Consider the following 12,945-nt stretch of genomic DNA (forward strand, 5'->3'; position numbering starts at 1 on the left):
CCCGGGGTCGCGCCCGTCAGGGGCGCGGGGAACGGCGCGACCAGCTACAACGCTCCCGCACACGCCCGACCGCAGACGCCCGACCGCCCGCAGACGACCGCCCGCCCACGCCCGCCCGCTGACGCCGACCGCGTCGACCCCGCCCCACCCAGCGGAGCGCCTAGCGGATCACCACCACGCGGACCCCGATCGTCGCGAACTTCCACATCGCCTCACCGTTGCGCCGGGTTTCCCGGATGCCCCCCGTCTTCACCGACGGATCGGGCACCGACGTCGAGTCCTTGACCGCGGCGCTGAAGCCGACGACCACGCCGCCCACGCTGGTGAACCGCACCACGTGCTCGACGAGCGCCCCGTCGGTACCGGTGATCGCCTTCGAGCGGGACGTCACCTCGTACGAGCCCGGTTTCGGGTCCACGGTGCCCGGCGTCACCGCGAACGTGTGCTGCACCCTGCCGTTCGCACCGACCAGCCACACCCGGTCGTCGTCCACCGAGTACACGACCCGTTCACCCCTGCCGGAGCCGGCGGGCAGCGCGGCGGGGTTCTTCCTGTCCCGTGGCGCCTTGCTGGCGGCCACCGCGGGCGACGCGCTCGCGGTGGGCCTGCCGCCGAGCCCGGGCGGAACGTTCGCGGAGGCCTGGTAGGCGAGGAAGCCGACCGTCCCCAGGGCCACCGCGGTGAGCCCGGCCACGATCGACGAGCTGGTCCCTGCCACGTCTGCCCACCTCTGCTTCGCGTCATATGTCGTACTTCGTGCAGACCGTAGCAGTCAGTGACCGCCCGACCGGGGCGGGCGTGCGCGGGGCCCGCGGAGCCGTAGGCTGTTCGCGTGCTCTTGCTCGCTCTCGATACCGCCACCCCCGCCGTCACCGTCGCGCTGCACGACGGCGACGCCGTCATCGCCTCCTCCAGCCAGGTCGACGCGCGCCGGCACGGCGAGCTGCTGCTGCCGGCCGTGGACCGTGTCCTCGCCGAGGCGGGGCTCCGGCTGGACGCCGTCACCGGGATCGTCGTCGGCATCGGCCCCGGCCCCTACACCGGGCTGCGCGTGGGCCTGATGACCGCCGACACCTTCGGCCTCGCCCTGGGCGTCCCCGTGCACGGCGTGTGCACCCTCGACGGCCTCGCCTACGCGGCCGACATCGAGAAGGGCCCCTTCGTCGTGGCGACCGACGCCCGGCGCAAGGAGGTCTACTGGGCGACGTACGCGGATTCGCGCACGCGGGTGACGGGCCCGGCCGTGGACCGGCCCGCGGACATCGCCGACCGGGTGGCCGGGCTGCCCGCCGTCGGCGCGGGCGCGCTGCTGTACCCCGGTACCTTCCCGCAGGCCCACGAGCCCGAGCACGTCTCCGCCGCGGCCCTCGCCTCGCTGGCCGCCGAGCGGCTGGCCGCGGGCGAGCCGCTGCCCGAGCCCCGTCCGCTCTATCTGCGCCGTCCCGACGCCCAGGTGCCCAAGAACTACAAGGTGGTCACCCCCAAGTGACCGAGTCCGTGAAGCCCGCGCTGCGCGAGATGCGCTGGTGGGACATCGATGCCGTCCTCGGCATGGAGAAGGACCTCTTCCCCGAGGACGCCTGGTCGCGCGGCATGTTCTGGTCCGAGCTGGCGCACGCCCGCGGCGCGGAGGCGACCCGGCGGTACGTGGTGGCCGTCGAGGGCGTCCGGGTCGTCGGCTACGCGGGCCTGGCCGCCCAGGGCGAGCTGGCCGACATCCAGACCATCGCCGTCGCCCGCGACCACTGGGGTACCGGACTCGGCCGGCTGCTGCTGGCCGAGCTGCTGCGGGCCGCTACCGCCTTCGAGTGCGCCGAGGTGATGCTGGAGTGCCGGGTGGACAACGTCCGCGCACAGAAGCTGTACGAGCGCTTCGGCTTCGAACCGATCGGCTTCAGACGCGGCTACTACCAGCCGGGGAACGTGGACGCCCTGGTGATGCGCCTGACCGACCCGTCCGCTTCCACTTCCGTACGAGGAACCGAGAACAATGGCTGACGAACCTCTGGTCCTGGGGATCGAGACCTCCTGTGACGAGACCGGGGTCGGCATCGTCCGTGGCACCACCCTGCTCGCTGACGCCGTCGCGTCCAGCGTGGACGAGCACGCCCGCTTCGGCGGGGTGGTGCCGGAGGTGGCGTCCAGAGCGCACCTGGAGGCGATGGTCCCGACCATCGAGCGCGCCCTGAAGGACGCCGGTGTGCGCGCGCGGGACCTGGACGGCATCGCGGTGACGGCGGGTCCGGGCCTGGCGGGCGCGCTGCTGGTCGGGGTCTCGGCGGCGAAGGCGTACGCCTACGCGCTCGGCAAGCCCCTGTACGGCGTGAACCATCTCGCCTCGCACATCTGCGTGGACCAGCTGGAGCACGGCGCGCTGCCCGAGCCGACCATGGCCCTGCTGGTCAGCGGCGGGCACTCGTCGCTGCTGCTGTCGACGGACATCACCTCGGACGTCCGGCCCATGGGCGCGACGATCGACGACGCGGCCGGTGAGGCCTTCGACAAGATCGCCCGGGTGCTGGACCTCGGCTTCCCCGGCGGCCCGGTCATCGACCGGTACGCGCGCGAGGGCGACCCGGAGGCGATCGCGTTCCCGCGCGGCCTGACGGGCCCGCGTGATCCCGCGTACGACTTCTCCTTCTCCGGTCTGAAGACGGCGGTGGCCCGCTGGATCGAGGCCCGGCGGGCGGCCGGCGAGGAGGTCCCGGTGCGGGATGTCGCGGCGTCGTTCCAGGAGGCCGTGGTGGACGTGCTGACCCGCAAGGCCGTACGGGCCTGCAAGGACCAGGGCGTCGACCACCTCATGATCGGCGGCGGGGTCGCCGCCAACTCCCGGCTGCGGGTTCTCGCCCAGGAGCGCTGCGAGGCGGCGGGCATCCGGCTGCGGGTGCCGCGGCCCAAGCTGTGCACCGACAACGGCGCGATGGTGGCCGCCCTCGGCGCGGAGATGGTGGCGCGCAACCGGGCCGCGTCGGACTGGGGGCTGTCGGCCGACTCGTCCCTGCCGGTGACGGACCCGCACGTGCCGGGCGAGGCCCTCGGGCACGCCCACACCCACGCGCACGACCACGTGCACGAGATCAGCAAGGAGAACCTCTACTCGTGACGGTCGCTCTCATGTGGGAGGCGCGGGCGGCACAGGGCCGGGGCGGGGAACTCCTCGCCTGGGCCCGGACACAGGACTCGTCCGGGAGCCCGCTTCGCCGCGAGACCTTCCGCGCCCCGCAGGACCGGGTGCTGGTCATCACCTGGTGGGATGCACGGTACGACGCCGACCTGCCCGAACTCCCAGAGCCCCCACCCGACTTGGTCTCCCGACCGGTACACCGCTGGCGCTTCGAGTCGGTCGGCGAGGGCTGACCTCCGCGGCCGGCCCGGGGGAGTCGACCGACTCGTCCGGCCCGCCGTCGCTGTGGTGCGGGGCGGCGGGGCGTCAGTCCCGCTCATGTGTCTCGCAGCGCAGCCGCCTGTCGGGTCCGAGGACCCGCACCGGACCGGTGAGGGTCAGATGGGCGGTGTGCCGGACGTCCGCGCTGGAGGACGCCAGCCGCAGCTCCAGCGCGCCCGGTTCGACCACCCGCGTGCCTGCGCGGTCGGTGAAGGCGGAGAGGTCGGCGTGGAAGCGGAAGGTCACCCGGCGGGACCCGCCGGCGGCCAGGTCCAGCCGCCGGTAGCCGATCAGACGGACGTCCGGCCGGGTCACCGAGGCCACCGGGTCGTGCAGATACAGCTGGACGACCTCGGTGCCGTCCCGGCCGCCGGTGTTGCGGACGGTCACCGACACGTCGCACGCACCGTCCGTGCCGATCTCCGCCTCCGGGCAGGTGAAGTCCTCCCAGGCGAACGTCGTGTACGAGCGGCCGTGGCCGAAGGCGTACAGCGGAGTCGGGTCCAGGCTGCTGACCTCGCCCGCCAGGCCGAGCGGGGGCTGGAGATAGGTCCACGGCTGGCCGCCCGGGGACCGCGGCACGCTCACCGGGAGCCGCCCCGACGGGTTCACCCGGCCGGACAGCACGCCCGCGACCGCCGGGCCGCCCTCCGCGCCCGGGAAGAACGCCTGCACCACCGCCCCGAGCCGGTCCTGCCAGCGGCCCAGCGCGTAGGGGCGGCCGGTCAGCAGGACCAGGACCACCGGGACGCCGGTGCCCACCAGCGCGTCCAGCAACTCGCCCTGGACGCCGGGCAGTCGCAGGTCGGCCACGTCGCAGCCCTCGCCCGAGGTGCCCCGGCCGAACAGCCCGGCCCGGTCGCCCAGCACCGCCACGCACACATCCGCCTCCGTGGCCCGCGCCACCGCCTCCTCGAAGCCGGCCGTATCCGGGTCCGACACCCCGCACCCCTTGGCGAACGTCACCTTGGCGTCCGGGAGTTCGGCGCGCAGCGACTCCAGGACGCTCGGGATGCCGAGGCCCATCGGCACCTCGGGATGGTGCGGGAGCACATGGGAGGGGAACGAGTAGCAGCCGAGCATCGCCAGCGCGTCCGCGGCGCGCGGCCCGACCACCGCGATCCGGGTGTCCGGGGCCAGCGGCAGCAGCCCGTCCGGGTTGTCCAGCAGCACCACCGACTCCTCGGCCAGCCGGCGGGCCAGGGCGCGGTTGGCCGCCGAGTCCAGGTCGACCGGGCCGGCCGGCTCCGGCCGCCAGTCCTCGTCCAGCAGGCCCAGCTCGCACTTCTGCAGCAGCACCCGGCGGGCCGCCCGGTCCACCAGCGACTCGGGGACCAGTCCCTCCCGCACGGCGTCCACCAGTGGCTTTCCGTAGCACTTCAGGGTGGGCAGCTCGACGTCGACGCCGGCCTCCAGCGCCGCCCGGGCCGCCTCCGCCGGGCTGCCGGCCACCCGGTGCAGCGTCTGCAGGAAGCCGATGCCGAAGTAGTCGGCCACCACCGTGCCGGTGAACCCCCACTCCTCGCGCAGGAGTTCGGTCAGCAGGCGCGGGTCGGCCGACGCCGGGACGCCGTCCGTCTCGTTGTACGCCGCCATCACCGAGCGGGCGCCGCCCTCGCGCAGCGCCATCTCGAACGGCGGGAGCGTGACGTCCGCGAACTCCCGCACGCCCGCCCGCACCGGGGCCAGGTTCCGGGCGCCCGCCGAGGCCGCGTACCCGGCGAAGTGCTTGAGCGTGGCGATCACCCCGGCCGACTCCAGACCGCGTACATAGGCCGTGCCGACCGTGCCGACCAGGTACGGGTCCTCGCCGATCGTCTCCTCCACCCGGCCCCAGCGCGGGTCGCGGACCACGTCCAGGACGGGCGCGAGGCCCTGGTGGACGCCGACCGAGCGCAGGTCCTCGCCGATGCGCCGGCCCAGCTCCTCGACCAGGGCGGGGTCGAAGGTCGCACCCCAGGCGAGCGGGACCGGGTAGGCGGTGGCGCCCCAGGCGGTGAAGCCGGCCAGGCACTCCTCGTGGGCGACGGCCGGGATGCCGAAACGGCCCGCCGCGGCGATACGCCGTTGTGCGCGGGCCAGTGCCTGCGCGCCCAGCGCCGGGTCGACGGGGGCCGTGCCGAAGGAGCGGGTCAGCTGGCCGAGGCCCAGCGTGATCAGCTCGTCCCAGTCGTAGTCGGCGGTCATCTCGCGCTGGAGGGGGGCGACCCCGTCGCCGTCCGTGGCGGCGCCCACCCACACGCCGTACAGCTGGGCGGTCTTCTCCTCCAGCGTCATCCGGGAGAGCAGGTCGTCGACGCGGGCGGCGGCGGCCAGGGCGGTGTCCCGCCAGGGAGCGGTGGTCATGAAACTCCTGTCAGAAAGGGGGATAGGGGCTGCCGCGGGTGGTTCGGGATCACTTGCCGCCCACGCCCATCAGGCCGCCCACCAGGGCGCGCCGGGCCACCAGGTACACGGCGAAGATGGGGATGCCGGAGAGGACGACCGAGGCGAGCAGGGCGGGGATGTTCACGCCGAACTGGCTCACATAGGTGAACAGGCCGAGGGTCAGCACGCGCGGGCCGTCGGACTGGGTGAAGATCAGCGGGAAGAGGAAGCCGTTCCAGGCCTGGAGCGCGGAGTAGATCACCACGGTGCTGATGCCGCCCTTGGTCATCGGGATGACCAGCTGGAACAGCATCCGGGTGGCCGAGGCGCCGTCCAGGGCCATCGCCTCGTACAGCTCCTCGGAGATGTCCCGCAGCGTGCCGGTGAGGATCAGCACCGACACCGGCATCGCGAAGGCCGCGGTCGGCAGGATGATCGCGAGCAGGCTGTCGTACAGGTTGAGCTTTGCGATCATCAGATAGAGGGGCACCACGACCGCCTGCGCCGGGATGGCCACCCCGAGCAGGAACAGCCGGAAGGCCGCCGTCGACCACAGGCTCCGGGTGCGTACGGCCGCATAGGCGAGCGGGACGCACAGCACGAGGACGATCACCACGACCGCCGCCGCGACGATCGCCGTGTTCGCCAGGAAGTGGCCGAAGCCGTTGTGCAGGACGGTGTTGTAGTTGTCCAGGGTCGGACGGGCGGGCGGCTTGAGGGCGTTGTTGCCGAGCGCCTGGTCCTGGTGGGTGAGCGAGGCCGAGATCATCGCGTAGATCGGTACGATCACGATCACCAGCCAGATCACCGAGCCGAGGCCGGCGAGCGGGTTGGGGCGCCTGCTCCAGTGCCGGCGGCGGCGTCCGGCGGGCGGCCGGGCCGGTGGCCGGCCGGTCTTCAGGGGACGGGTCAGCGTATCGTGTGACACTCCGTCACATTCCTTCCCGGGTGCTACGCATCGCACCGAAGCCGGACAGCCGCACGAGCAGCAGGGACAGTGCGGTGGCGGCCACCACGAGGAACGTCGCGATGGCGCTCGCGTAGCCGAAGTCGTAGCTCTTGAAGCCCGCCTCGTACATCAGGTACGGCAGGATCGCCGTGTCGGTGCCGGGGCCGCCCTGGGTGAGGATCAGCACGGTCTCGAAGTACGTCAGCGAGCCGACGACCATCAGCACGCCGGACGTCGTCGCCGTGTTGCGCAGCTGGGGCAGGGTGATCGAGAAGAACTGGCGGTAGCGGCCGGCGCCGTCGATCGCCGCCGCCTGGTACAGCACCTCGGGGATCTGCCGCGCCCCGCCCTGGTAGATCAGGGTGTGGAACGGGATGAACTGCCAGCCGCCGACGAACACGATGGCGAGGAAGGCGCCGCTGGTGGAGCCCAGGGTGTCCTTGCGGATGATGCCGAAGTTCGGGTCGAGCAGGGCGTAGAACAGCAGCGAGATCGCGGTCGAGGAGAGCAGGAACGGCACGAAGAAGACCGCCGAGAGGACCGCCCGGTTGCGCTGCCGGCCGGCCGCCCAGACGCCGAGCAGCAGGGAGATCACGGTCTGGAAGACCCAGCTCGCCACGGTGAGCAGGACGGTGACCGTCAGGGACTGGGTGAGCCGGTCGTCACCCAGCAGCTTGCGCCAGTTGGCGAGGCCCACTGGTTCCGGGTCGCCCAGGCCGTTCCACTTGGTGAAGGACAGACAGAAGGCCAGCACCATGGGGGCGATCGCGAAGAACGCGAAGAACAGCACGCCGGGCAGGGCCCAGGAGACGTGCGGGCGGCCCGCCCTCGTCCCCAGGCCGCCCTTCGCCGTGCTCGTGCTCACTTCAGTCCTTTCAGCGCCGACACGAACTGGGCCGGCGAGGACTTCCCGACGAACAGCTTGTTGATCTCGGTGAGCATCGGCGTGGAGACGTTCGGGTCCACGGCCTGGTCCCAGCTCAGCGTGAACGCCGGGGCCTGCTGCACCATCTGGTACTGGAACGTCGCGAACTCCGGGTTCGGCGAGGCGTCCAGCAGCTTCTCCGCGTTCGCCGTGGCCGGGATGTCGCCGTTGGCGACCAGGTCCTTGGCGTAGGACTGCGAGGCGCACTCGCGCAGGAACGCGATCGCGGCGTCCTTGTTGGACGTACGGGCGTTCACGGACCAGTAGTTGGTGGGGTTGCCGACGACGTTGCGGATGTCGCCGGCGCCGCCCTCGATCTTCGGGAAGGCGAACCAGCCCAGGTTCTTCCTGGCGAAGTCCGGGAACTTGCCGAGCTGCGTCGAGTACTCCCACGAACCCATCAGATGCATCGCCGCCCTGCCCTTGGCGAACACCGCGGGTGCGCCGCCGTTGGTGTACGCCACCGAGCTGAAGCCCTTGCCGAAGGCCCCGTCGTCGATGAGCTGCCTGACCGTCTCGGCGGCCTTGAGGACGGCCGGGTCGCCCCAGCCGGCCGCGTCGCCGTTCTTGACACGGTCGAAGACCTCGGGGCCGCCGATGCGGTCGACCAGGTACTCCAGCCACATCAGCTCGGGCCAGATGTCCGCGCCGCCGAGCGCGAACGGGGTGATCCTGGCCTTCTTCAGCTTGGCGTTGATGTCGAGCAGTTGGTCCCAGGTGGTGGGCGGCCGGAGCTTGTGCTCGGCGAAGACGGCCTTGTTGTAGAAGAGGATCACGGGCTGCATGCCGCGCATCGGTATGCCGTAGTTGCGTCCGCTCAGGCCGCCGGCCGCCAGGACCGAGGGCAGGAAGCCGTCCTTGAGCACCGCGTCGGACGTGATGGTGTCGGTGAGGTCGACCAACTGGTCGGCCTCCTTGTACGCCTTGATCGAGCCGCCGCCCCAGTTGAAGAACACATCGGGCGCGTTGGGCGAGCCCATCGCGGTGCGCAGCTTGGCCGGGTAGTCGGCGCCGGGCACCTTCTCCAGCTTGATCCTGCCCTTGGTCTGTTTGGCGGCGGCCGACGCGTTGAACCGGTCGACGGCCTCGGTCTGCACCTTGACCGCGTCGTCGCCGTACACGAACGCGGTGAGCGTGCCGCCGCCGCTGCCGGAGCCGCCGGAGGAGCCGCAGGCCGAGAGTCCGGCGGTGAGCAGGGTGGTGGCACCGGCGCCGAGCACCCAGCGCCTGCTGAAGGTACGCCCGCCGTTGGACGTCTGGGACTCCATGACAGCACCTCTCGTCCGAATGTTTCGAGAAAGAGATCGAATGTTCCGGGGAACGTAGGGCTCGGCAGGGGCTTCGTCAAGAGATTGCGCAGGGATTACGATCGCGGGCATGAAGCCTGGGAAGTCCGCAGAAACGCAGACGGCGACTCTCGCCGAGATCGCCCGCGAGGCGGGAGTGTCCGCTCCGACTGTTTCGAAGGTCCTCAACGGCCGCGCCGATGTCGCCCCGGCGACCCGGACCCGCGTGGAGGAACTGCTGCGCGCCTACGGCTACCGCCGCCGCCGGGCCGAGGCCTCCCGCTCGCCCCTGATCGACCTGGTCTTCCACGAACTGGAGAGCGCCTGGGCCATGGAGGTCATCCGAGGCGTGGAGAACGTGGCCAGGGGCGCCGGTCTGAGCGTCGTGCTCTCCGAGTCCGCCGGGCGGCTCACCCCCGGCCGGACCTGGGCCGACCAGGTCGCCGCGCGCCGGCCGCACGGCGTGGTCCTCGTGCTGTCCGGGCTCGACGAGTCGCAGCGCGCGCTGCTCACCAGCCGCTCGATCCCGTTCGTGGTGATGGATCCGGCGGGCGACCCGGGCGCCGACGTGCCGTCGATCGGCGCGACCAACTGGCAGGGCGGCCTGGCCGCCACCCGGCACCTCGTCGAACTGGGCCACACCCGCATCGGCGCGATCAGCGGGCCGTCCCGGATGATGTGCAGCCGGGCCAGGGTCGACGGCTACCGGGCCGCGCTGGAGACCGCGGGGCTGCCGGTCGACTCCTCGCTGATCGTCACCGGCGACTTCCATCACGAGTCGGGCTACCGGCTGGGCCTCGAACTGCTGCGCCGCCCGGACCGGCCCACCGCCGTCTTCGCCGGCAACGACCTCCAGGCGCTCGGACTGTACGAGGCCGCGCGGGAGCTGGGGCTGCGCATCCCGGAGGACCTGAGCGTGGTCGGCTTCGACGACCTGCCCGTGGCCCGCTGGGTGGGGCCGCCGCTGACCACCGTCCGCCAGCCCCTGACGGAGATGGCCGAGGCCGCGGCCCGGCTGGTCCTCGACCTCGGCCGCGAGGAGGAGCCCCCCGCGGCGACCCGCGTGGAACTGGCCACGACTTTGGTGGTGCGCTCCAGCACCACCCCGCCTGCGGCGCCTTAGCGACCTCGACGCGCCTGCCCGACCTCTCCGAGGCGTGCGGTCGGGATGCCCCGGGCCGCCCATGGTCACCGGCCCGCCCCGGTGAGCCGGCGCCCCACCGGAAACCCCTGCCGCTGAACCGTGCCGACAGCGATGCCGAGCCCCCAACTCCGCCGGGCGGCGGGGTGCGGCATCGCCTCCCCCGTGGGAGCCCTCTCGTGGCTGTGTTGCTGTGTTGACGGGTGTTCCTTCCGCCCGCACACTGCTCCGAAGTAAGTCGGTTATCGAACCGAAACTTTCGGAGGCACCCGTATGAGATCTCTGAGAACGGGCTTATCCCTGGGGTCGCTGCTCACCGGCGCCGCGACGCTCGGCGCCCTGCTGGTCGCGACCCCCACCGCACACGCCGCCGACCCCCCGCTGCGCGACCTCGGCGCCGCCCGGGGCAAGGTCATCGGCACGGCGGTCACCGGCTCCAAGCTGACCGGCACCTACGGCGACATCGCCGGGACACAGTTCAGCTCGCTCACCCCGGGCAACGCCATGAAGTGGGGGTCGGTCGAGCCCACCCAGGGCACCTTCGACTGGGCCGAGGCCGACCAGATCGTCGCCTTCGCACAGGCCCACAACCAGCAGGTGCGCGGCCACACCCTGGTCTGGCACAGCCAGAACCCGAACTGGCTGACCAACGGCAGCTGGACGTCCGCCCAACTCGGCAGCCTGCTGCAGAACCACATCAGCACGGAGGTGGGACGCTACAAGGGCAAGATCGCCGCCTGGGACGTGGTCAACGAGCCGTTCAACGAGGACGGCACCCATCGCTCGACCCTCTGGTACGACGGCCTCGGCACCGACTACATCGCCAACGCCCTGACCTGGGCGCACGCCGCCGACCCGGCCGCCAAGCTGTATATCAACGACTACAACGTCGAGGGCGTCAACGCGAAGAGCACCGCCCTGTACAACCTGGTCAGATCCCTCAAGCAGCAGGGCGTGCCGATCGACGGCGTCGGCCTTCAGGCCCATCTGATCCTCGGCCAGGTCCCGTCCACCCTCCAGCAGAACATCCAGCGCTTCGCCGATCTGGGCGTGGACGTGGCGATCACCGAACTGGACGTACGGATGGCACTGCCGGCCGACGGCCCCAAGTCGGCCCAGCAGGCCGCCGACTACGAGTCGGTCGTCGCGGCCTGCGCGGCCGTGACCCGCTGCGTCAACCTCACGGTCTGGGGCTTCACCGACTCCGACTCCTGGGTGGAGAGCACCTTCCCCGGCTACGGGGCGGCGACGCCGTACGACGCGAACTACGCGCCGAAACCGGCGTACTACGGGATCGCGGAGGCACTCGGCGGCGGTGGCGGCCCGACCGATCCGCCGACCGGCGCGTGCACGGCGGCGTACGCGGTGACCAGCCAGTGGAACACCGGCTTCACCGGGCGGGTGACCATCTCCTGCTCCGGCGCCGCGCTGTCGTCCTGGAAGGCGACGTGGGCGTTCGGCGCCGGCCAGCAGATCACCCAGGCGTGGAACGCCACCTGCACCCAGTCCGGTTCGGCGGTCACCTGCTCGAACGCGTCGTACAACGGATCGGTGCCGGACGGCGGTTCGGTCACGCTCGGCTTCAACGCCTCATGGAGCGGCAGCAATTCGCTGCCCACGGTCACGTTGACATGACCGGACGGCGGTCCGGGAGCTGAGCCGGGGCCCGGAATCGTGAGATTTTCCCAAGAAATCGGTCTCACGGGCCTTCCCCTAACAGTCCGCTAATAATTCGGACTTACGTTCTTCTTGTGACCGGACACGACGAGAACGGCGACGAGGACAGACGGACGGGCCGGCGGTCGAGAGCGCTCAAGGCCGCCGGTCTCGCGCTCGCCGGCGCGCTGGTGCTGGGGATCGGGGCGGCGGGCTGGGCCTACTGGCACCTCAACCACAACATCAAGAGCGTCGACATCAACAGCGCGCTCGGTGACGACCGTCCGGCGAAGCCGCTCGTCACGCCGTCGGCGACCGCCGAGCCGACCGCGTCACCGCTGCCCATCGAGGCGGTGAACATCCTCGTCCTCGGCTCGGACTCGCGCAGCGGCAAGGAGAATCGGGAACTCGGCGGCGGCGACAGCTCGGGGGCCCGCTCCGACACGGCGATGGTGGTGCACATCGACGCGGGCCGCACCCGGGCCACCGTCGTCAGCATCCCCCGCGACACGCTGGTCACCCGGCCGTCCTGCCCGCTGCCGTCCGGGGGTTCGACGGCGGTGGCGTACAACGCGATGTTCAACAGCGCCTACTCCGTGGGCGGTCCGGTGTGCGCCGTGAAGACGGTCGAGTCGCTCACGGACGTGCGCATGGACCACTACATCGAGATCGACTTCTCGGGCTTCGCCAAGCTGGTCGACGCCCTCGGCGGCGTCGAGGTGACCACCGACGAGGACATCGACGACGACCAGAGCCATCTGCATCTGAACAAGGGCACCCATCACCTCGACGGCACCGAGGCGCTGGCCCTCGCCCGCACCCGGCACGGCATCGGCGACGGCAGCGACCTGGGCCGGATAGGTCTCCAACAGAAGCTGGTGAAGGGCCTTTTGGGCCAGATGGCCGCCACCGGCCTGTTCGGCGACCCCACCCGGCTCTACCGGGTCGCCGATGCGGTCACCGCGAGTCTCACCACGGACACCGGGCTGGACTCCCTGCCCGAGCTGATGCGCCTCGGCCAGAGCCTGAAGGGGCTGACGGCGGACCGGGTGACGACGGTGATGATGCCGGTGGTGCCGGCGCCGTACGACCGCAACCGGGTGGTGGCCGGCGAACCGGCGGCGAGCGAGCTGTGGGCGTCGCTGCGTTGATCCTGCTGCGTCGATCCCCCTGCGCTGATCCCCGTGCCGACCTCCCGGTGCCGAGCAGGGCCGCCGGGTGCGATTCGTAACC

General features: G+C 71.7%; 12 protein-coding genes. 7 read left to right on the plus strand and 5 right to left on the minus strand.

All coding sequences use genetic code 11. The features are described from left to right. Window positions 1-160 precede the first annotated feature (160 nt). Window positions 161-718, minus strand: coding sequence for a hypothetical protein (locus ACFYTE_RS00390; RefSeq protein ID WP_388702812.1), 558 nt, complete (start codon window positions 716-718; stop codon window positions 161-163). A 114-nt stretch (window positions 719-832) separates the two neighbouring features. Between ACFYTE_RS00390 and tsaB the strand changes: the two genes are divergently transcribed. Genes tsaB through ACFYTE_RS00410 form a run of 4 tightly spaced genes read left to right on the plus strand, consistent with a single transcriptional unit; the run spans window position 833 to window position 3,360 of the window. Then, on the plus strand, window positions 833-1,489 hold the full coding sequence (gene tsaB, locus ACFYTE_RS00395) for a tRNA (adenosine(37)-N6)-threonylcarbamoyltransferase complex dimerization subunit type 1 TsaB (RefSeq protein WP_388702815.1): 657 nt from the start codon (window positions 833-835) through the stop codon (window positions 1,487-1,489). Beyond that, window positions 1,486-1,998: a ribosomal protein S18-alanine N-acetyltransferase gene (gene rimI, locus ACFYTE_RS00400; protein WP_388702818.1), complete on the plus strand. Its 513-nt coding sequence runs from the start codon at window positions 1,486-1,488 to the stop codon at window positions 1,996-1,998. Before tsaB ends, rimI begins: the two co-directional genes overlap by 4 nt. Continuing rightward, window positions 1,991-3,106 carry a tRNA (adenosine(37)-N6)-threonylcarbamoyltransferase complex transferase subunit TsaD gene (gene tsaD / locus ACFYTE_RS00405; protein ID WP_388702820.1) on the plus strand — a complete coding sequence of 372 codons (1,116 nt, stop codon included), beginning with the start codon at window positions 1,991-1,993 and terminating at the stop codon, window positions 3,104-3,106. The genes rimI and tsaD overlap by 8 nt, the downstream gene beginning before the upstream one ends. Next, window positions 3,103-3,360: a hypothetical protein gene (locus ACFYTE_RS00410; protein ID WP_388702823.1), complete on the plus strand. Its 258-nt coding sequence runs from the start codon at window positions 3,103-3,105 to the stop codon at window positions 3,358-3,360. Before tsaD ends, ACFYTE_RS00410 begins: the two co-directional genes overlap by 4 nt. A 73-nt stretch (window positions 3,361-3,433) precedes the next feature. Here ACFYTE_RS00410 and ACFYTE_RS00415 read toward each other — a convergent pair whose 3' ends face one another. The 4 genes from ACFYTE_RS00415 to ACFYTE_RS00430 are packed head-to-tail and all read right to left on the minus strand — an operon-like array spanning window position 3,434 to window position 8,897. Next, window positions 3,434-5,734, minus strand: coding sequence for a glycoside hydrolase family 3 N-terminal domain-containing protein (locus ACFYTE_RS00415; protein ID WP_388702826.1), 2,301 nt, complete (start codon window positions 5,732-5,734; stop codon window positions 3,434-3,436). Window positions 5,735-5,783: 49 nt separating this feature from the next. Next, on the minus strand, window positions 5,784-6,683 hold the full coding sequence (locus ACFYTE_RS00420; RefSeq protein WP_388702829.1) for a carbohydrate ABC transporter permease: 900 nt from the start codon (window positions 6,681-6,683) through the stop codon (window positions 5,784-5,786). A 4-nt stretch (window positions 6,684-6,687) separates the two neighbouring features. Next, window positions 6,688-7,569, minus strand: a complete 882-nt coding sequence (locus tag ACFYTE_RS00425; protein WP_388702831.1) for a carbohydrate ABC transporter permease — start codon at window positions 7,567-7,569, stop codon at window positions 6,688-6,690. After that, complete coding sequence (locus ACFYTE_RS00430) at window positions 7,566-8,897, minus strand: ABC transporter substrate-binding protein (RefSeq protein WP_388702833.1); 1,332 nt, start codon at window positions 8,895-8,897, stop codon at window positions 7,566-7,568. The genes ACFYTE_RS00425 and ACFYTE_RS00430 overlap by 4 nt, the downstream gene beginning before the upstream one ends. Window positions 8,898-9,006: 109 nt before the next feature. On the opposite strand from ACFYTE_RS00430, the gene ACFYTE_RS00435 reads away from it, so the two are divergent. From ACFYTE_RS00435 to ACFYTE_RS00445, 3 genes are all read left to right on the plus strand, one after another. Beyond that, window positions 9,007-10,038 carry a LacI family DNA-binding transcriptional regulator gene (locus ACFYTE_RS00435; RefSeq protein ID WP_388702836.1) on the plus strand — a complete coding sequence of 344 codons (1,032 nt, stop codon included), beginning with the start codon at window positions 9,007-9,009 and terminating at the stop codon, window positions 10,036-10,038. Between the two features lie 291 nt (window positions 10,039-10,329). Beyond that, window positions 10,330-11,691, plus strand: coding sequence for an endo-1,4-beta-xylanase (locus ACFYTE_RS00440; protein ID WP_388702839.1), 1,362 nt, complete (start codon window positions 10,330-10,332; stop codon window positions 11,689-11,691). 116 nt (window positions 11,692-11,807) lie between these two features. Next, on the plus strand, window positions 11,808-12,863 hold the full coding sequence (locus ACFYTE_RS00445) for an LCP family protein (protein WP_388702841.1): 1,056 nt from the start codon (window positions 11,808-11,810) through the stop codon (window positions 12,861-12,863). Window positions 12,864-12,945 lie beyond the last annotated feature (82 nt).

It is taken from the genome of Streptomyces sp. NPDC004629 (assembly GCF_042873595.1).
In the GTDB taxonomy this organism is placed as follows: domain Bacteria; phylum Actinomycetota; class Actinomycetes; order Streptomycetales; family Streptomycetaceae; genus Streptomyces.